The 18,809-nt window shown below is 36.3% G+C and carries 25 protein-coding genes; 10 read left to right on the top strand and 15 right to left on the bottom strand.

The genetic code is table 11. The features are described from left to right. Positions 1–7: 7 nt before the first annotated feature. A complete protein-coding gene (locus MKX83_RS04165; RefSeq protein ID WP_340977874.1) occupies positions 8–538 on the top strand; it encodes a hypothetical protein in 531 nt (176 codons plus the stop codon). A 270-nt stretch (positions 539–808) separates the two neighbouring features. On the opposite strand, the gene MKX83_RS04160 is transcribed toward MKX83_RS04165, so the two are convergent. Continuing rightward, entirely contained in the window at positions 809–1,138 is a 330-nt protein-coding gene (locus tag MKX83_RS04160; RefSeq protein WP_340977872.1) for a hypothetical protein, read from the bottom strand. A gap of 130 nt (positions 1,139–1,268) precedes the next feature. Between MKX83_RS04160 and MKX83_RS04155 the strand changes: the two genes are divergently transcribed. After that, entirely contained in the window at positions 1,269–1,589 is a 321-nt protein-coding gene (locus MKX83_RS04155; protein WP_340977870.1) for a hypothetical protein, read from the top strand. A gap of 882 nt (positions 1,590–2,471) precedes the next feature. After that, entirely contained in the window at positions 2,472–2,867 is a 396-nt protein-coding gene (locus tag MKX83_RS04150) for a VOC family protein (protein WP_340977869.1), read from the top strand. A gap of 84 nt (positions 2,868–2,951) precedes the next feature. On the opposite strand, the gene MKX83_RS04145 is transcribed toward MKX83_RS04150, so the two are convergent. Next, on the bottom strand, positions 2,952–3,323 hold the full coding sequence (locus MKX83_RS04145) for a VOC family protein (protein ID WP_224934413.1): 372 nt from the start codon (positions 3,321–3,323) through the stop codon (positions 2,952–2,954). Positions 3,324–3,553: 230 nt separating this feature from the next. Here MKX83_RS04145 and MKX83_RS04140 point away from each other — a divergent pair, with 230 nt between their 5' ends. Continuing rightward, positions 3,554–3,931 carry a VOC family protein gene (locus MKX83_RS04140; protein ID WP_307315068.1) on the top strand — a complete coding sequence of 126 codons (378 nt, stop codon included), beginning with the start codon at positions 3,554–3,556 and terminating at the stop codon, positions 3,929–3,931. A gap of 458 nt (positions 3,932–4,389) precedes the next feature. On the opposite strand, the gene MKX83_RS04135 is transcribed toward MKX83_RS04140, so the two are convergent. The 3 genes from MKX83_RS04135 to MKX83_RS04125 all read right to left on the bottom strand — a co-directional run bounded on the left by MKX83_RS04135 (position 4,390) and on the right by MKX83_RS04125 (position 6,318). Beyond that, positions 4,390–4,842, bottom strand: a complete 453-nt coding sequence (locus MKX83_RS04135; RefSeq protein ID WP_341054228.1) for an SgcJ/EcaC family oxidoreductase — start codon at positions 4,840–4,842, stop codon at positions 4,390–4,392. A 254-nt stretch (positions 4,843–5,096) separates the two neighbouring features. Then, on the bottom strand, positions 5,097–5,804 hold the full coding sequence (locus MKX83_RS04130; protein WP_341054226.1) for a DNA alkylation repair protein: 708 nt from the start codon (positions 5,802–5,804) through the stop codon (positions 5,097–5,099). Positions 5,805–5,940: 136 nt separating this feature from the next. Then, positions 5,941–6,318, bottom strand: coding sequence for an iron chaperone (locus MKX83_RS04125; RefSeq protein ID WP_307315090.1), 378 nt, complete (start codon positions 6,316–6,318; stop codon positions 5,941–5,943). Positions 6,319–7,270: 952 nt separating this feature from the next. On the opposite strand from MKX83_RS04125, the gene MKX83_RS04120 reads away from it, so the two are divergent. Both MKX83_RS04120 and MKX83_RS04115 read left to right on the top strand, forming a co-directional pair. Further along, a complete protein-coding gene (locus tag MKX83_RS04120; protein WP_341054223.1) occupies positions 7,271–8,293 on the top strand; it encodes a DUF3231 family protein in 1,023 nt (340 codons plus the stop codon). A 5-nt stretch (positions 8,294–8,298) separates the two neighbouring features. Then, positions 8,299–8,754, top strand: a complete 456-nt coding sequence (locus MKX83_RS04115; protein WP_340977857.1) for a hypothetical protein — start codon at positions 8,299–8,301, stop codon at positions 8,752–8,754. A 616-nt stretch (positions 8,755–9,370) separates the two neighbouring features. Here MKX83_RS04115 and MKX83_RS04110 read toward each other — a convergent pair. From MKX83_RS04110 to MKX83_RS04100, 3 genes are all read right to left on the bottom strand, one after another. Continuing rightward, complete coding sequence (locus MKX83_RS04110) at positions 9,371–9,808, bottom strand: DUF4275 family protein (RefSeq protein WP_341058567.1); 438 nt, start codon at positions 9,806–9,808, stop codon at positions 9,371–9,373. A gap of 77 nt (positions 9,809–9,885) precedes the next feature. Further along, the gene (locus MKX83_RS04105) at positions 9,886–10,710 is read right to left on the bottom strand and encodes an SMI1/KNR4 family protein (protein ID WP_341054220.1); all 825 of its coding nucleotides are present in this window, start codon (positions 10,708–10,710) and stop codon (positions 9,886–9,888) included. Between the two features lie 137 nt (positions 10,711–10,847). Beyond that, the gene (locus tag MKX83_RS04100; RefSeq protein WP_340977855.1) at positions 10,848–11,066 is read right to left on the bottom strand and encodes a hypothetical protein; all 219 of its coding nucleotides are present in this window, start codon (positions 11,064–11,066) and stop codon (positions 10,848–10,850) included. 277 nt (positions 11,067–11,343) lie between these two features. On the opposite strand from MKX83_RS04100, the gene MKX83_RS24600 reads away from it, so the two are divergent. Further along, positions 11,344–11,523 carry a DUF3885 domain-containing protein gene (locus MKX83_RS24600; RefSeq protein WP_445293151.1) on the top strand — a complete coding sequence of 60 codons (180 nt, stop codon included), beginning with the start codon at positions 11,344–11,346 and terminating at the stop codon, positions 11,521–11,523. A gap of 155 nt (positions 11,524–11,678) precedes the next feature. Next, positions 11,679–11,939 carry a hypothetical protein gene (locus MKX83_RS04095; protein WP_281203141.1) on the top strand — a complete coding sequence of 87 codons (261 nt, stop codon included), beginning with the start codon at positions 11,679–11,681 and terminating at the stop codon, positions 11,937–11,939. 343 nt (positions 11,940–12,282) lie between these two features. Here the strand turns inward: MKX83_RS04095 and rlmD are convergent, their stop codons facing one another. The 3 genes from rlmD to MKX83_RS04080 all read right to left on the bottom strand — a co-directional run bounded on the left by rlmD (position 12,283) and on the right by MKX83_RS04080 (position 15,480). Next, positions 12,283–13,656, bottom strand: a complete 1,374-nt coding sequence (gene rlmD, locus MKX83_RS04090) for a 23S rRNA (uracil(1939)-C(5))-methyltransferase RlmD (protein ID WP_307315104.1) — start codon at positions 13,654–13,656, stop codon at positions 12,283–12,285. Positions 13,657–13,771: 115 nt separating this feature from the next. Then, a complete protein-coding gene (locus MKX83_RS04085) occupies positions 13,772–14,482 on the bottom strand; it encodes an alpha/beta hydrolase (protein ID WP_341054218.1) in 711 nt (236 codons plus the stop codon). Positions 14,483–14,556: 74 nt separating this feature from the next. Then, positions 14,557–15,480, bottom strand: coding sequence for a diacylglycerol kinase (locus MKX83_RS04080; RefSeq protein ID WP_095370585.1), 924 nt, complete (start codon positions 15,478–15,480; stop codon positions 14,557–14,559). A gap of 290 nt (positions 15,481–15,770) precedes the next feature. On the opposite strand from MKX83_RS04080, the gene MKX83_RS04075 reads away from it, so the two are divergent. Both MKX83_RS04075 and MKX83_RS04070 read left to right on the top strand, forming a co-directional pair. After that, entirely contained in the window at positions 15,771–16,871 is a 1,101-nt protein-coding gene (locus MKX83_RS04075; RefSeq protein WP_341054216.1) for an MBL fold metallo-hydrolase, read from the top strand. 15 nt (positions 16,872–16,886) lie between these two features. Then, positions 16,887–17,144 (top strand): DUF3006 domain-containing protein, encoded by a 258-nt coding sequence (locus tag MKX83_RS04070; RefSeq protein WP_341054214.1) that lies wholly within the window; start codon positions 16,887–16,889, stop codon positions 17,142–17,144. A gap of 80 nt (positions 17,145–17,224) precedes the next feature. On the opposite strand, the gene MKX83_RS04065 is transcribed toward MKX83_RS04070, so the two are convergent. From MKX83_RS04065 to MKX83_RS04050, 4 genes are all read right to left on the bottom strand, one after another. Then, entirely contained in the window at positions 17,225–17,515 is a 291-nt protein-coding gene (locus MKX83_RS04065; protein WP_095370588.1) for a hypothetical protein, read from the bottom strand. Positions 17,516–17,522: 7 nt separating this feature from the next. Further along, entirely contained in the window at positions 17,523–17,984 is a 462-nt protein-coding gene (locus MKX83_RS04060; protein WP_095370589.1) for an ASCH domain-containing protein, read from the bottom strand. Positions 17,985–18,008: 24 nt separating this feature from the next. Then, positions 18,009–18,134 (bottom strand): hypothetical protein, encoded by a 126-nt coding sequence (locus tag MKX83_RS04055; protein ID WP_267892258.1) that lies wholly within the window; start codon positions 18,132–18,134, stop codon positions 18,009–18,011. Between the two features lie 200 nt (positions 18,135–18,334). After that, complete coding sequence (locus MKX83_RS04050; protein ID WP_322910159.1) at positions 18,335–18,541, bottom strand: hypothetical protein; 207 nt, start codon at positions 18,539–18,541, stop codon at positions 18,335–18,337. Positions 18,542–18,809 lie beyond the last annotated feature (268 nt).

Raw genomic sequence — 18,809 nt, 5'->3', positions numbered from 1 at the left:
AGTATGTATGAAAAGAAGAAGTTCTTTAACTATTTTCATCTTCAGCTTTATAGTATTACTTAGCGCCTGTAGCGATACACCTAGCTTTGATGTTTATAAAGGAAGCACCTTAAAGATTGCCGTAATTGGGGAAACACCTGAAATAAAAGAAGACACCATCAAATTCATTGAAATGTCCTTTAATGAACTAGAAACAACCAAACGTTCTCTTGATGCCGTGATCGTTACTGAAGAAAACCTAACAGAAGCGTCTAAAAAACAATATGCCAATGTTTACTTACATTCAACCATTCCATTCTTTTTTATCTCAGCCAATAGTGTTGCTCCTTTTTATATAGAAGAAAATACATTCAACAAAGACTGGCAATGGTCGCCTGGCGTAAACTATGCGGTCGGCATTCTCCCCTCAAAAGAAGAAGATGCAGTGAATAGTGTAGGGTATGGATTATATAACGATGAATTAAAAGTGGAACATGTAAAAGACATATATTCTCGTATATTTACCACCATTAGTGAATTAGAGAGCGCTGGACTATAAAAAAGGCTAGGGACGATGATCAGAAGTGCTATGAGCTTGCACGAATATTTTTATCGAAAGGAAGTCGAATGCCATGATACTCATCTTTTTACTAATCCATATAATCGTTGGCTGGTTCCTTATATTTACGTATAAAAAATTACCTTCTGCCGTTTTCACCTTTATAAGTGTTTTTGTCTTTATGAGCTTTATATATTGGACGGCAGTCGTAATCCGTTACTAATTGCAAAAAAGTTCGCTTCTTTTAAGTTCCGCTTACTCTAAATGGAACTATTGTTTCATATTTACTTGGATTTTATTGATTATTTTCTTATAGAGTAAGAGGTTAACGTTCCTTATGATAACAAACAAATAAAACAAGCCTAAAGTAATGACTATAGAAAAGTAAAAAATACCATCGAATAGGATGGACACTGCTAGACGCCCCTTGGTCATTTGAGCAAGTATGAAGGAAGAAATAACGACAATGATCCAAGAAGACAGAATTTGCCTCACAAAATCAGTATTTCTTCTGGCAATGACCTTTGGTAACTGATTAAATAGAAAATATACTGCATACATGTAGCTAAGAAGAATTCCTGATCCTAACATGAGTTCCATTTCTCTGCTCTCCATTCACACATATTGTCAGCATCGGTTTCCTTTATTTCCAACATACTGTATCTAGAATGTATGTATTTTCCATCCTTTAATACGCATACTAAGTTTTAGTAATTTCGGAGGAGATACCATGCTTTCTACTGCACTTAGTAACTTAGACCTTGGAGCAAAAGGATTATGGTTTCCAATCATCGTTGTTGTCGCGCTATTATTTATCCTTAACCTCATGCCCAAAAAGAGAATAAATCGAACAGAATTATATATCATTTTTTGTATTGTTGGGTTTGCAACATGGATCATGGATGCATTTATTTTACGCGTTTTCGACTTAGTTGATTTAGGTTCCCCTAAAAAGCTAGGGCTCGGAGATATTCTCTCTTTTACCTTCATCCCTTCATCATTAGCTTGTATCTTCTTAAATTTCTCAAATAAAAAAACAAATGGATATTAGTCATATTCTTCACCCTCATTTCATTTGGTATCGAAATTGGAATAGAATACTTTGGTTACATGATAGAAAAAGGATGGTTTAATTTTTTCTCTATTTTGTTTTATTTTATTGTTTATGGTTTTGTACTGCCATATCAATTGAGAATTATAAGGCGGAGATGAATAATACACCTCGGAGAACTGATTTTTAATTTAGATGTTTACACTCTTGCGCTATCTAATATGGCGATTCTTATTTACTGCTTTTTCATTTTATTAAAGGATATGAACCTAACAACTTAAAAACCACCCTCTACTCGATACCATATAATAGCATCGTTTGTTTTTCAGAAAGAAGAAACACCTATATCAGAAGGATATACAAGAAATACACGGAGAAACAATTGTAAAAAGGCTGCAAAAGGATTATTCATACCGATTTATCGCCTTAACATTGGTATAGTAACCTGGATGTAAGAGCATCGTTCACTGCTTCTTGTATCCTTGGATTTAGCAAACGAATGTTTATAATTTGAAGCATGGTCAATAAACCACTCTTTCATATTAATTCTTCAACAAATGTAACTTCTTCCGAATCCAGATTTGAGATAACAATTTCATAAGCCCATGGCATCCTCAAGAACCGCTTTTCTTATAACAAAAGACGAATGATTCATTGTTTTCCCTCCTTTATATTCTTTCACCTAGCATTGAAGTTTTTTGCTGCACAATAATCTTCTGCTGTGTAGCAAGTGACTCTCTTTTATAAAAGGTACCTTCCTAGTGCTTGGCATTAATGTATAAAAGATAAATTAAATTCCATATTGAGAAGGAGCGCCCTACAGATTAGTAGAAATTACATACATCAGGGATTCATTTTTTTAAGAAAAATCAAGAGGTAATCATGGGTAGATTAGTACATTTCGAAATTCATGTAGATGATATGGACCGCGCTAGAAAGTTTTATGGCGAGGTATTTGGCTGGGCATTTGAAGATTGGAGCGAATTTGCAGGTATGCCTTATTTTGGGGCAGTAACTGGCGGTAAGGATGAGCCTGGAATTAACGGTGCTTTAATGCAACGTCAAAGTCCTCCTCCTGAATCAAATCAGCCATTAAATGGTTATGCCTGTACAATAGGAGTAGAAAATTACCATGCGATTGAAGAAAAAATACTTAATAATGGTGGTGTAGTAGCATTGCCCAAATATGCTCTCCCTGGCATGGCTTGGCAGGGGTACTATAAGGATACAGAAGGAAATATTTTCGGCATTCATCAACCAGATGCAAATGCGAAATAGACTAATCTCACCAGAAAGAAAAGGTATTTTTTCATCGCACCTTTTCTTTCTATTTTTCGGTGTGATTTTTTTCAGATGAGTTCCTTATCGATGTTGATCAATTAAGATTGGATTGCCGTCTGGATCTTCCAGAGTAATAAATGCCGGTCCTTCTGTTGATTCATCGGCTTCTTGTATTAATTTTACTCCTTTTTCTTTCAATTCTTTTTGGAGTTCTCGCACATCTGTAAAATCTTCTAGATTTTCAGCGTTATTATCCCACCCTGGATTAAATGTAAGGGCATTTTTTTCAAACATTCCTTGAAAGAGACCTATGACCGTTTGTTCATTCTTCAATATAAGCCAATTCTGATTAATGTCCCCTCCTAGCGTTTTGAATCCTAAATCCTCGTAAAATGCTTTTGATCGATGAATATCTTTTACATTTAAACTAATAGAAAATGCTCCTAGTTTCATCGTGTCTCCCCCTTTTAATAGATTACATAATATTTCTATTTTCCATCAGTAATACCTTCTAGCTAAAGACAATCATGGAGACAATATGTGATATTTAAATCCTAATACAACATCCTTTTTCCTATCAAATGAATTGGAACAGCATAAAAGGAAATGAAAAAAATTGGTATTGCTAAAATTAAATGATAAAATTACTAGGATTAAAGTAATAAATAAAAAAGGAGTTTTCTATGATTAACAAAATTGGTAAGGTAACTGTTTATGTAAAAGACCAAGAACTAGCGAAAGACTTCTGGATAAACAAAGTTGGTTTTGTCTTAAAATTTGAACAAGCTATGGGACCAAACATGTCTTGGATAGAAGTCGGTCCAAGTGAAGACGAATTTACAACACTTGTTCTTTACTCCAAGTCAGCTATGGAACAACAAAACCCTTCAGCTGTTTCTCACCCTTCTATCCTTTTCAGCACAACTGATATAGAATCCGCTTACGAAAAAATGAACCAAAATGGAGTAGAAGTAGATGAAATGCAAAGACTTCCTTTTGGTACAATGTTCTCTTTTAAAGACCAAGACGGGAACAACTACTTACTACGTGAAGACAAGTAGCATTAATTAACTTAAATAAGATAGATTGCAAAAGCATGGACAGTTTGAACGGAAAATCCATGCTTTTTTAACCTTTACAAGTCCATTCAAATCTACCGTTTATAAACCTAATAACAGAAACATTACATCGATGCTGTTCTTCTGCAAAAACTATATATATTTTCCCCCACTACCATATGGACAAGAATCATTTCTACCGATTTTCTGTTCTTGAATAACTGGTGATGAAATATTCTCTTCTGATTTAATTGATTATCCACTACTTCTAACAATTGACCTTTTTAACCTAGAATTACCACTGCCATCGCTTCTTGTTTAATGCGCATTTTATTATGCGGTTTACCACCATATTTTTATCCTAATCACCTAATGTAATGTAGTTGTTATTTCTCACTTAAATGAAAATAGGCGCCTCCATTGTTGCAGAAAGCGCCCTTTTGCTGAACAAGGCTACGACTTCAGTTATGAAGTAATTGCCTTAACTCTTCTGTCATTTCCTCCACTAACTCTGGTCTGCCATGAAACTGAGCCGGGGTATTTTGAAACAGTTCAATTTGCCATTCATGATCTTTCTTCACGGCAACTAGCGTTTGATGAGCATTTACTGATGGGTTAATATCTGATGTTTCAGGTGAAATCATACCTGCAATAGCCTGTAAAATTGCTACATCAGTACCTAAAAGCCGTGTCTCTTTAACTTTAGTAACAAAAGGAGCAGTAGGATGACCTTCAAATATGGGTGTAAGGTGCGATAAAATCTCTTCTGACCCTATTAACTTACTTCCATCAAAACCAATTTGGACTCCCTGTTCTTCAAAGAGTACAGCCATTCCCTGGGCATCACGATTGTTCCAAGCATCTATTAGTTTTTGATAAAGATTTTGAATTTCAATATGGAATGAAACATTCATGACCTATTCCTCCTTCATTTTTAATACCCTTTCTCATTGTTATCATAAAATTGATCACATTCATTTCCAAACGGTTTCTTTTGGGACTTTCATAAAATCTTCTTATATATACTTCCATTTATAAAAAGAGTGAAATTCTTGCTGCAAGAAAAGCACTCGGTTGTGGAGGAATGTCAAACTTTTCAATGATAATTTCCCACTTATTTTTTGACCTCAAACACACATGGGTAATGAGCAGGACCATCTTTATTATATTAACAAATACATGTCTTACGCTTTATTCCAATTCGATCTTTCTCTTCTACTTTTTTTATATAGTCTTTTGCGAGCGGTACCTTACAAGCAGTATTTCCTACATCCACATGTACTTTCCCAATAAAATCAGCTACCTGTTTCGCTTCTTCCGTTAATTCAGGTACATAGGAGCCGACGGAAATAACAAAGGAATTCATAACATAACGAACTCGATTGCGTTCCTCATGTACAGAATCTTTCACTCTGTACAACAATGTCCTAATTTCACCTATGTCTAGCTCCTCATCAGGAGTAATTGATAAATAATTCGCATATGTACTCCATCCAACAACTGCGTTCATCTCTTGCTCTGAGCTCATCCATTCATTAGCCAATTCAAGGGCATACTCACTTTCAGCTGCTACCTGCGCAACGGTATATTCAGCGACCATATACCAATAAGCTCTCTTAGCCCAGTCTTGTAAGTCTTCTTTTGCCATTAATTTTGGATTAACAGATAGACCTGCCAAATACATCGCATCATGATTTCCTGAATGATATAGTTGTAATGCTAACTTCTGATCCTTCTTTACATACTTAACAAGCTTTTTTAAATCTCCAATTTTCACACCAAAATAAGGTTCCTTTACTCCGTGGTTCAAGAAGATTCTCTTTGTTTGGTCACTGCCTAATTTCTCAAGCTTTTGCATAATTTCTTCATAAGTCATCGCTTTCCTCCACATATGATTACATTAAATTCACTTCAGAGGAATTCTGAAGCGTTTTTTTGGCATTTATGTTTAACACGGTCAGACATCTACATATATGATCACAAGGGGATTGTGACCTTCTTATCTCTCAAGCTTAACAATCCGTATTTTCACCGGCGCGCCACATATCAACGGTTTTATGAATAAATTGTTCCAATCCCGTTTCTTCCATCTTTATCGTTTTTTTGATACGAATGCAGCCTTTTCCATAATTATAACCAGTTAATAGGGTCTCTGCATTTTCTACCTTATCTATTGTACCCACATAGAGACTGACATAATGTTTTTGCGCATTTAATGCAAACACATAGGTATCATCTTTACCATAATTCAACATCTTATAGCGAATCACCTCATCAAATTCAGGTGCATAAGCAAAAATCATTTGTCTAACCGCAAGCAATTTCTCTTTTCTCCAATCGTCTTCAAGCAATTCTAGATATTCTTCCGAATTCTTTGCATCATATTGCATATTGTTGTCTCACTCCTCTATTTTTTAATTTATAGTTATAGAATTCAATTTACTTAACTCTTCAATCTATCAAATTGATCGTTGGTACAAAGTATTTGTATGTATGATAATTAAAACAGGTGATGGCACTTGCTTCATTAATCAATCCTTAATCTATATCATAAATAATTCCACGTCTAAACTTAAATGCCTCTTCTAAATCGAATCATTTGAATTGAATAGACAACGGCTTAACTATTTTAAATGCAATTTTAAGAGTCTTAGGTTTTCCGCACTCACCTTTTAAGTTAGAACAACCTAAATCTAAATTTAAGTATAGGTCTATGATATCATATGCTTTGCCTTCATATAGCTAAGCGATGATAACCAACCAATTGTTGGTTAAGGCGTAACTGCTGAATAAGCCGCCGAGGGATCACAGATATTCTATAACCATCGACTTTCACTACATGCTTTTACATAGTCACCAAGTCAGGTGATACTGCTACGCAATATACTTCTACTCCGTATTAAAGGATACTTATGAATTGTTTTCGAAATAAAAATTAAAAAGCCGGTCAAGATAATTAACCCCAACCGGCAAACATATTCTTATATTTCTTGACACTCTACTCTATTCCTTCTAACAAGGTCACTATTACTTTTTTCTTCACTTTATAAACCGTCATCTTCTCGACTAGTTTAAAGAATAAATTAAACTTTGTAATTGGTGTAGCATCTCTTATAATCTCGATGAACTGCTTGGCTTTATATTTCTCGAGTAGGTTCTCTCTGTCTTTCTTGTCTTCCCACTTTTGTATAAAAAACTCATCTATTTCCTAGTACGGCATTATAAACATTGATGGGAAACTTTTCAGTTAGTGGTGTTATTTATCTCATTATTTACCATTAATAGTTTTTTTTATCGATCAAATACTATGTTTAAATTTGTTACTTTTGGGAGGATATCATATTGAGTAAAACAAATTATATACCCTTAACCTCATCAGAAATTGGTTCTCTCTGGGCAACTTACTTACAAAATAGTATGGCAGAACATGTTTTAAATTACTTTCTAGTGCAAGTTCAAGATCCAGATATAGAACCGTATATTCAAATAGCCTATGATATATCTCTTCAAAGTTTGGACAATATAAAAGGTATATTCACCGAAGAAGAAATCCCAATCCCCGTTGGGTTTACAGAACAAGATGTTAACCTACAAGCACCTCGTTTATTTGATGATATCTTCTTTCTAAGTTATTTACAAAACCTTGGTAAAGCAGGGATGGCGCAGTACAGTTTGATGAAAGCTATGTCAACTAGAAAAGATATACGTACTTTCTTTAGTTCTTGTCATGAGGAGACCTCCAACCTTTATGATCAAGTCATTGATAGCTTACTCAATAAAGGATTATTAATTCGGCCACCACATATACCTATTCCTAATAAAGTCAATTTTGTTGAAGATAAAAACTATTTTGACGGTATTTCGTTTATTGGGAAGAAAAGACCACTGAACGTAATAGAAATTTCCCAATTATTCTCGAATATTCAAACGAATGTTATTGGTGTAATGCTTTCTATAGGTTTCGGGCAAACAGCAGAATCACAAAAGGTAAGAGACTATATGAATAGAGGAAAAGAAATAGCTAAAAAACACATAAAAGTTTTTGGTGATTGTTTAATTGAAAGTGATCTTCAAGTACCAATGACATGGGATGCTGCTACGTTAGAATCTACAGTTCCAGTTTTTTCAGATAAGCTAATGATGTTTCATTTTAATATGCTGGTAGCAGGTGGTATAGGTAATTATGGAGTTGCCGCATCAGTTAGTCAAAGAAGCGATCTAGTGTTGAATTACAATCGGCTCTCAGCTGAAATTGTAAAATATGCTAATGATGGCGCAAATATCATGATAAAAAATGGATGGATGGAAGAAGTACCAACGGCAATAAATCGGACAAATATAATAAAGAAAAGTGGAAACAAATAAATGGCGTGAAAACAATCGAAGTATTACTTTGGAGCATTATATTTCCTGGTTTTGGGCAAATATTAAATGGTAAATACCTTAAAGGCATTGTACTCATACCTTTAATCGTTTTAATTATTATAAAAGGGAACCTAAATCTAATTATACTATCTAGCTTACAAGGTAATGTTGAAAGGGCAATTCAACTAACTAACCACAAGTGGATTTTATTTTTTCCTTGTTTATATTTCTTTGCAATATGGGATGCCTATAAAGATGCAGGCGGTGGTGAAAAGCCGTATTCATCTTTCCTGTTTTTGTTTTCAGGGTATTTTATGACCGTAGGAACCATTTTTTCTACGAAGATAACTTTGTTTGATTTACATATAGCACCTATATGGCTACCAATGATAAGTGTTATACCTGGGATACTTGTTGGGTTGTTATTACAATGGATAATCATAAGCAAGGAAAATGGTTAAAGGAAAGTATACTAGTACATATCCATCCATATGTAGGTAATTAGATTTTTAATACTCAATGTAGGACAATCAGTGGTATTGTCCTTTTCTTATGTCACAAAATGGTAAATTCAATAATTCCTCTTCTCTAATTGATAGAATAATCTCCTCATTCATTTCTCCTGTTCCGTTCGACTCTGAAATTTTAGTTTCTGTTTTTTTCATCTAAAAGAACCTTTGTTTCTCCTTGTTGTAATTGGCAACCTATTAAAGCGATTGCCATACATAAAATTGTTAATATCGAGAATATAACCTTCAAGCTATTTCCTCTCCTCTATCATCAAAATGAGTAGAGTTGCCCACTTAATAAGACGGTTTATAGATTCTATCGGTGTCGGTATCAATTACATAATCAATCTCTATGTCTTCATTATAGGCAAGTTGGTCAAAGCAGTTAATTCGGCAAAATATAGCTGGAAGGTCTAAAATATTTGAAGTAAGAGCTTTGGCATTTATATACTTTTTCATAAGTTCCTTTTTTGAACAACTTTTCCCTTTAATTAGAACTTGGTGATAATATCCGTCAATTTTAACTATCAATGTCATCACGATTGACTGCTAACCAATCCATATAGCTTTAGTTTGTTTTGTCTTTTCGACTGAAATACGGACCGCACCAGCCTGTTTCATGCGTTCTTACGTAAGTCCAATTAAACTCTTTATCTACTACGTAAACATCTTCTTCATTTACAAAGTCCTCGGCTGTTAAAGAAGAAGCATTTTCAAGTATATAAGCATCATCCAAATGCTGATAAAAAACATAACATGACTGTTTTGGTTCTTTCTTAAATGCTGTATCAGCTTGTTCTTCTTTTAAATATTTCCTTTTTTCATAACTAAATACATGCCATAGGTATCCACAACAACCATCTTCATAAAGATAAATAGATTTCTTTTCTTTATCACTAAGATGATTGACAAAGTTGTCTTCCCATTGCTTTCGTAGATATGTCCCCCACTTAGGTATTTCAATTACCTTTACCTTTTTCTTTTTAAGCAAGGTTACTAAATCAATCACACTTTCCAAAATGACACCTACTTTATATATTCATCATATCTCATTGGCATCTCTGTTAAAAACAAATGAACATCTTACACGTTAAGTCTATTATTTAATGCTTTCAAGCTATGCAAACTGAAGTCCCTAACATCCCTATTTTTGCTCTGGGATAGTTCATTTAATATTTCCAATAAATAATCATCTTCTATAATTCCCTTATTATCACCTTCAGCACAGCATGACAAAAAAAGCAGTAAATTAAAATGCACTTTTGGTTTTTCGTGTTGTCTCATTTTTTCAACTATATATCGAATCAATTCGTTATTTGTTGAGAGAATTTTTGTAAAAAAACGTTCAATCTCTCCTGGCTTTCCCTTTTGTATTACTTCGTCAATCTTCATATAGTAATCTTTTATTTCCTGTTCGGAAAGCTCTGAATCATACGAGTCCAATTCTACATCCTCTATGTAATCTACAAGACCATTGATAAATTCTTCAAAATCCTTTGCCAACTTTATCTCTTGATTCTGCTCTACATCGATAAAAACGACAGAAGGATTTTTCCTCTTTCTATAATCCAAACAGATAAACATCGGTGGGTCTGCTGATATAATCAGCAATTTTTTACTGCGTATTCCCCATTCTTTTCGCAAATAAAGACTATCTAATAATCCTGGCTCTTGCCCTATTCCATATAAAAAATCAACATGGACAGAGTTATTAGCCCAACTATTCGGGGTATCCGTAGAAAAGTATTTATTTTTAAAATAGAACCCATTTCTTTTCTTCATTAATTGAATATAGGAATCTGGCAAGTCCATATTTAGTTCCTTCTGAATGTTTTCTACTAACTCAGAATCGACTTCACCTTTATAATATTCATCTAATTCTTCTGCCCATAATATCTCTACATTCATGTTATTCCCCCTTTATCATAAGACATTTAATGTTATGCCCCTCATACCACTTTGGCTAACCTTCTATTGTTAGAAAGCCACAACAAGGACACTTTTCACGTTTCAATCTAATCTCTCCCTTTATTCAGATTAAGTATTTAACGCAAATGACGTTTATACTGCTTAAAGGCCTTGTATGGTGGTAGCCCTAACGTTTCATCAGTTACATAACAATCTCTATCGTGATATGGCATTTCTAACTCTTGCCACTCAAAATTATCCTCAACACATTTGATAAATAAATCGTATCCATCACCATCTGAAGGGGATGACCCTAACCTTATTTCTTTATGCTTCAATGCAACTTGCATATTCAATAAAGTTTTTCATAATACCGATGAAATGTTACTAGTCACTGACATTAATTGTGAGAGGAATGATACTTTCTAGCAAAAAAGACGCACAGAAGTCTACCAAAAATATATAAATGACAAGAAGTTAAGGCAAAAACTGAAACATAAGATGTTACCAAGTGTTTTCTTAGAGGGTGAAGATCAAGATGAAGATGATTATGAGGACATGGTCACACATCGATTTGTTCTACCTTGTCAAAAGAGGATATTCGTTATAAACCGCTCTTTACTGCTATAAGTTTTGAGGATTTTCCACATCATCCCAAATTCTAAAAGGGTTATACTGCCCTGGTATTTATATGATGACCCAGGCTGGGACGTTATCGCCTCAAACCAAGAAGATTTAGATTTACTTTATGAAGAACTAAATAATTGGATTTTAGACTACGACCGGGAACAGATTGATAAGATATTCAAATAATCTATTTGTTGTATAATTATAGAAAACCATTTACAAGAGGTGAAGAACTTGAATTTTCTTACCACACGTATTGTCATCATACTCAGCCTGTAATGGTCTAATCATTCTTTGGGGACTTTTACAGGCTGAGCCTTATCCCAAGGAGTTGATGACAAGTGAAGCCACATATCAAAAATCGAAGTCGTGCTTATTATCGACATCATCGAAAAAGAGTGATTCATCGTAAAACAAAGATTGCAGAACAAACTGGATGGCAATCTCGTTTTACTGGATATTTCGCAAAAGGGAAAGTTCATTGTTCGTGCTGGATGTGTTCCCAAAAGACAAAAAAAGATGGATTTCCTCATTCGCAAAACATTCAATTGAAACGCTTAAACAGTCAATTATATGATTACTTTAGCGAAGGGGAATTTTAATCGTTTAATGAGCAGGGTGATAGTTCTTCCCTGCTCTTTCATTATTTTGTAGTCTTACGTCTCCATCAGCTATAAACATAAGCATGTCCTGAACCCATTCCATCAGACCAGGTAGCAAATGCAAAAATTCTTTTCAATTCAAATTCTTTAATTGATTCACTCGTTCAAAGTCATTCTTATTTCTTAGCAGATATTCTGAAAGACCACCCTTGTCCAGTAAGGTGGCCTTCTCGGTGAACCGCTTGGATATTCTATTCTTGTAGCCTCCATTATACCATCTTTCCCAGAATAAGGTTATATTATGATAGGGGTTTATTATGTGGCACAGGAGTTTATTATTGGGTTACACTTTTAAAATCATCTGCGATACTACCTCAACATGTGTAGTCTGCGGAAACATATCCACCGGCTGCACCTCAACAGTCCGATACCCACCATCCTCAAGCACCCTTAAATCACGTGCTAATGTCCCAGGATTACATGACACATAAACAACCTTCTTCGGTTTCATGTCAATAATGGTTTGCAACAGTGCTTCGTCGCAGCCTTTTCTTGGCGGGTCGACGACGAGGACGTCTGCTTTGTGTCCTTTTTCGTACCAGGCTGGGATGACTTCTTCTGCTTTTCCGACGGCGAAGTTTGCGTTGGTTATGTTGTTGAGTTCGGCGTTGCGTTTGGCGTCTTCAATGGCTTCGGGAACGATTTCGACGCCGAAGACGGATTTGGCTTTTTGGGCAAGGAAGAGTGAGATGGTACCGATGCCACAGTAGGCGTCGATGACTTCTTCTTTTCCTGTGAGTGCTGCGTATTCTAGAGCTTTGTCGTAAAGGACTTTTGTTTGTTCTGGGTTAACTTGATAGAAGGATCTTGCTGAGATGGCAAAGCGCACATCACCAATATAGTCATAGATGACTTCTTGTCCCCAGAGTACACGGGTTTCGTCACCCATGATGACATTTGTTTTCTTAGGGTTAACGTTTTGAACGATAGATTTGACGCCTGCAATATTCTCTGTGATGTCCGCGATGATTTTCTTTCTATTCGGTAGATCCTTCGCTTTTGTGACAAGGACAATCATGACATCCCCCGTAACTAAACCGTAGCGGGCCATGATATGCCGAAGATCGCCTTTATGGCGCTGCTCATCGTATGCACGAACGCCATTTTTATTGCAGATGTCTTTCACTTTTTGAATAACCTCATCATTTTTTTCTTGCTGAATAAGGCAAGATTTCATATCAATGATTTGGTGGGAGCGTTGTTGATAGAATCCACCTATTAACCCGCCTTCATGTTCACCTATTGGTACTTGGGATTTATTGCGGTAACGCCACGGATCGCTCATGCCAAGGGTGGGATGAACAGTCACGTTTTCAAGCTTGCCTATCCTTGTGAGCACATCACGGACTTGTTTTTGCTTGGCTAGTAGCTGGCCCTCGTAGCTTAAATGCTGGAGCTGGCAGCCGCCACATTCCTTATAAATGGGGCATGGGGCAGTGACACGATAAGGGCTTTCTTCGTATGTTTCGATTAGTTTGCCGAAGCCATAGCCTTTGCTTGTTTTAAGCACCTTAATTTGTGCTTTTTCACCTGGAAGGGCATTGGGGACAAATAGTGGATAACCGTCGACCTTTGCCACGCCCGCTCCTTCATGGGTTAAATCTTCAAAAGTAACATCTATATAATCGTTTTTCTTAACAGGTAATGTTTGCTTCATTTCATTCTTCCTCTTCTCTTAAAATCCGTGCAAATCGCTAGTCAGATTGTAACATAAAAACAAGCGCAATACGAAAGGAGGTTTCTTCCTCAATTTTAAATAAAAAAGCCATGCATTACGCATGACTAGTGATGTTTGCTTCAAACCGATCCTCCACCTCAAGAATAAACCCGCGAAAATACTTCTCAAAATAAGGGTGGCGATGAATCCCTTCCGCGTCAGTGATAAACTGGAAGGTCGCATGTGGATGAACGAGCTTCTCCTCAAGTGCTTTCGTTGCTTCTATTGTATTAGGTACCATTTCTCTAAGGATATTTGGATATTCGTCTCCTTCTTTTTCACCTACGTACCAGAAGATATGTTTCTCATCCGTAATGGCTGGTTGTTTTTGCAAGAATGATAGAAAGTCAGGGTACCATAGAGAAGCCGATAGTAAGAAATAATAGTCGAACTCCTCACGTCTTGTTAATAAAGAGTAAAGGGAGACGAGCGCCCCGAACGATGCTCCTGCGATGCCTACATGCTTCGGTTCTATTGATAGATGAAATTCTTTATGTAAAAAAGGCAACAGCTCATCTTTAACCATCGTTAAATATGTATCTGCCTCACCTTCATAGGCATAGTCATCTACTTTTGCATACCAAGGAGTGTATTCCCTATTACGATTTATCGGGTCAACACCTACAAAGGCAATATGCTTCAGCGGGTGTTGCTCGAAGTACTCAAACAAATAAGAGCCATCTTGAACAATAATCGTCAGTTGCGGTATTCCATTTTCTGGTAAAAGAATCGACAAATTATATTCTTTCCATTGCCATTTTTTCATGGTTCCCCCACCTTCCTTGTTTTTAAAAAAAAGCTACTGAAGGCATCAATCACGACAGTAGCTTTTATTCATTCTTAATCTTGATAATCAGGGCGATCTTGTTTACGTATTTGATTGAGTGGTACAAATACATCCAAATGACGATACAAGTTCACAAATTCAGCTGGGGTGTCCCCGCCGTATTCACCGTCAAGGTTCAACATAACCGGATCTTTTGAATAAACTTTTATTCTGTTTGCTTTTGCATAGATGACATGTGGATCATTGACATGCTCACCACGTAAGGCAAGTGAGGCAATGCGAATAAACTCAGCTAAATTGGTTTTCTTCAAAATCAACAATGTGAACATTCCATCATTAATGGAGGCATCTGGAGCCAATTTTTCAAAACCGCCGACAGAGTTTGTTAAAGCGACAAGGAATAACATCGCTTCTCCTTCAAAAATTTTGCCATCGAATTCAATCGTGACATCCGCCGGTTTAATACTTGGTAGCATTTCTATTCCTTTTAAATAGTAGGCAAGTTGACCAATCATCGTTTTTAGCTTGCTTGGTACTTCATATGTGAGCTCTGTAATACGACCGCCACCAGCAATATTAATAAAATACTTTTTATCCATACGGCCAATATCAACAGGGATTTTCTCGCCTTTGACAATAATATCCGCTGCTGCTTCTACATCACGTGGAATGTGCAGTGCACGAGCAAAATCATTCGTTGTCCCTGTCGGAATAATACCTAGTTGCGGTCGGAATTCCTGCTCTGCGAGTCCATTGACGACTTCATTAATCGTGCCATCTCCACCGGCAGCTACGACAAGGTCATACTTTCTCTCTACAGCAAGTCTTGCAGCCTTTGTCGCATCACCTTCACAAGTTGTCGCGTGACAAGAGGTTTCATATCCTGCGCGTTCGAATTTCTCTAATACTTCTGCAAGATGCCTTTTAAAAATTTCACGACCAGAAGTTGGATTATATATAATTCTCGCTCTTTTCATTACCCATCATCCTATAAAATAAAATAAGTGCTTATATATGTTTTTACTGTTCTTTATACTGTAATGAGCCATTCGTTCCATCATTTTACATCATACATTGTCCACAATCAGATAGCAATATTTAACCTTTTCCTCTAGCCCAATCCTATTCTAATTAATCTCGACCGTTTAGACAAGTTTCATACCTATCTATTTCATTATTTAAGGAATATTCAGATTCCCACATTTCCCTTTTCTTTTATATTATAATCAACACAGAAGCGAATGTGCGAAAGAGGAGTGACACCATCGTGACCATACATAACTGGCGTAAATCATTACTATTAATTGTTGTTATCCTATTCACCGTTACACTAACTGCATGTGCCACTGAAACAACAACTGAAGAACAGACAACATTTTCACCAACCTTAACAGCCCACTTTATAGATGTAGATCAAGGAGATGCGACATTATTACAAGGTGAAGATTTTACAATTTTAATAGATAGCGGGAGACATGATGGCGATGAAGTCGTACCCTATTTACAATCAGTTGGGGTAAAGGAAATTGACTTACTCGTTGGCTCTCATCCCCATGCTGATCATATTGGGCAAATGCCTGAAGTAATTAACTCTTTTCCTGTCAAAGAAGTGTGGATGAGCGGAGCAGAATCAACGTCGAGAGTATATGAAGACGCATTAGATGCCATTATTGAAAGTGAAGCAGCTTACCATATACCAAGAGCAGGCGAATCATTTACAATTGGTTCAGCACAAATTGATATTCTTCATCCATCATCTGTTGATGAAGATTTGAATAATAGCTCTATTGGGATGAAGATCACTTATAAAGAACAATCGTTTCTCTTCACAGGCGATGCGGAAACATCAGCCGAAAATGAGATGCTCGCTTCAGGCAACATAGAAGCAGATATTTTTAAGATCGCTCATCATGGTTCAGATACTTCTAATAGCGAGGCATTTATAGAAGCAATCCATCCTGAAATCGCTATTTACTCTGCTGGTGCAGATAACTCTTACGGTCACCCAAATCAAGAAGTATTGAACCGCCTTCAGCAAATGAATATAGACGTGTACGGCACGATAGAAAATGGGACGGTTATCATTCAAACAGATGGCCATGACTACCTCTCCATAAATGGGGTAAAAGAGAAAAAAGATAACAAAGCGAACGAGGAAGTTGTCATTGAAAGCTGTCCTGCAGATCATATTATGATTAATGAAGCGAATGCTGAAACATTGCAACAAATCCATGAAATTGGCCCAGATCGTGCCGAGGAAATCATCGAGAAAAGACCTTTCACTTCCTATGATGACCTGCAACGCATTGCTGGTATTGGTCCTGCCAAAGCAAAAGAAATTGAAGATCAATCTATAATTTGTTTCTAAGAGGAGTGGGGTCGAGTGAATAAAGCTGTTATAGATAGAATGGAAGAAGGCAAAGCTGTGCTCCTAGTCGGTGATGAGCAAGTGGAAAAAATAATTGCGGCTCATCTCCTACCTCCTGACTCAGTCGAAGGTACATGGCTCCTTATTACAATGAAGGAAGAAGAAATAACTGAAATCATCATCGATCACGAGGCAACAAAAGCTGCCAAAGAAAGAATCAAGCAAAAACAAGCGAAGTTATTAAATAGAGGCAGCCGCTTTAAAAAAGACTAATCAACACCGCGAAAAAAGCACATCAACATTTTAATAGATTGATGTGCTTTTTTATTGTCGTATACGCCCTCTAGTCATCCTCACGGGTGATAAATAAATGGGACAATGATAAGCAAGATGGCTATCATCGTGATTGTTTTCGTCAGAGGCTTTGATAGCTTCTCTCCTCCTTCCCCTTTATACCAACCAGAAAATTGCCATTTATTCCGATAGAGCACAAATAATAGAAGTAAAATACCAAGAAAGCCCATCCAAGGTTGCGTAACCGTTTCTCCTCCTATTGTATAGACACCTGCTAACGCCTCACTTCCTAACCAACCTACTACTAAGAAGATAGCAATAATTCTTACAAGTTCAAAGACAATCGTCATTGTTTTGTCACTCCTTTTTATAAACAACTTCAAAGTCTTCACATACGACGAGAATTTTTTCGTGAAAGTCTTTCCCTAAAGGTGCTAGCTCTCGTTTAAAAAAGGCTTCATGTACCTCTCTCCAATAAGCTAGCGAACAATCACCCTCCCCTTCATTAAATGCATGATTCTCTGTTACCTCGTCAAAAGGCACGACCGTCACATTTGTCGTTTTAACAATCAATTTCGGCGACCCTTTGCCATCAAGAATAATATTCAACTGTCCGACTTGCGGCAAATCTTCATTTTCTAACTCGTATAAAAGGTAATTGGATGCTGTTGCTGTTTTCTTCCCTTCTGCAACTAGTTCCACCAAGGCATCCGCCATTTCTTCACTATCACCGAACGCCCATGCTGCATAAGTATCTGGTGCTTCTGAGTGTTGCTGTCGATATTGCTGCCATATTTTATCTATTGCTGTCTGACTCATCTTTTATTCTCCTATTCACTTCTTCTATTTTTGTTGCGTGGTTTCCTCTTTGCTTAAAGTGCCATCGATGATTTTATCTGCATCCATCCTGACTGTCTCAAGCATATGGATATGCGCCTCTCCTCTTCTCCATATAATCAGCTGCCGCATACTGTGACGCTCCATTTCGATGAATTTCAGCTAGCAGGACCGAGTAGTATCATCCAGTGGATTGAAAATGGCGCGACCTCACGTATAGGACAACACTCCGATTGTAAAAGAGGTACAGCGATTAAACAATGCCTTCGTTATCTCTGTTTTCCCTCCACCAGAAACGGCTGCAATTGCAATAATGAAGCTGTCTTTCTCTTTTATAAACGTCTGAGATTCCACCTTTTCTGATTCATCTCTCCAATATTCTTATGTCGATTATTTTCTATCTTATAAAAATAAGTGATTTCAAAAGCGAAATAACCAATTAGCAATCCACCACCCATTGCCGAATGGAGTCCATTAAAAATTAAAAGGGGAATAAAAACAAAAGAACCCGTCAGGATACCTATTGTTAACGCTCTCACACAATCACTCCTTTTACATTTTCATTTTAACAAATATTGGATGATTAAACTACTGTCCATCACTTGCATTCGCGGCTCTACTTTTACACGTTTCATACCATCAAAGATAAGTTTGTATCTATCATGTTTATTCACCTATGCCAAGTGTTTTATTATTACCTCTTATTTACCATTTACCAATTAATAATGAAGTCTATCAATTTAATTCTGTATCAACTAAACACGAAAAAAGCCAAATAACTTTACTTTAAGAATTTTGGCCTCTGTA

This window comes from Cytobacillus sp. FSL M8-0252, from assembly GCF_038007345.1.
Lineage (GTDB): Bacteria > Bacillota > Bacilli > Bacillales > Cytobacillaceae > Cytobacillus > Cytobacillus kochii.
The sequence above is the reverse complement of the archived record's forward strand: the minus strand, read 5'-3'. Positions and strand labels throughout refer to the sequence as shown.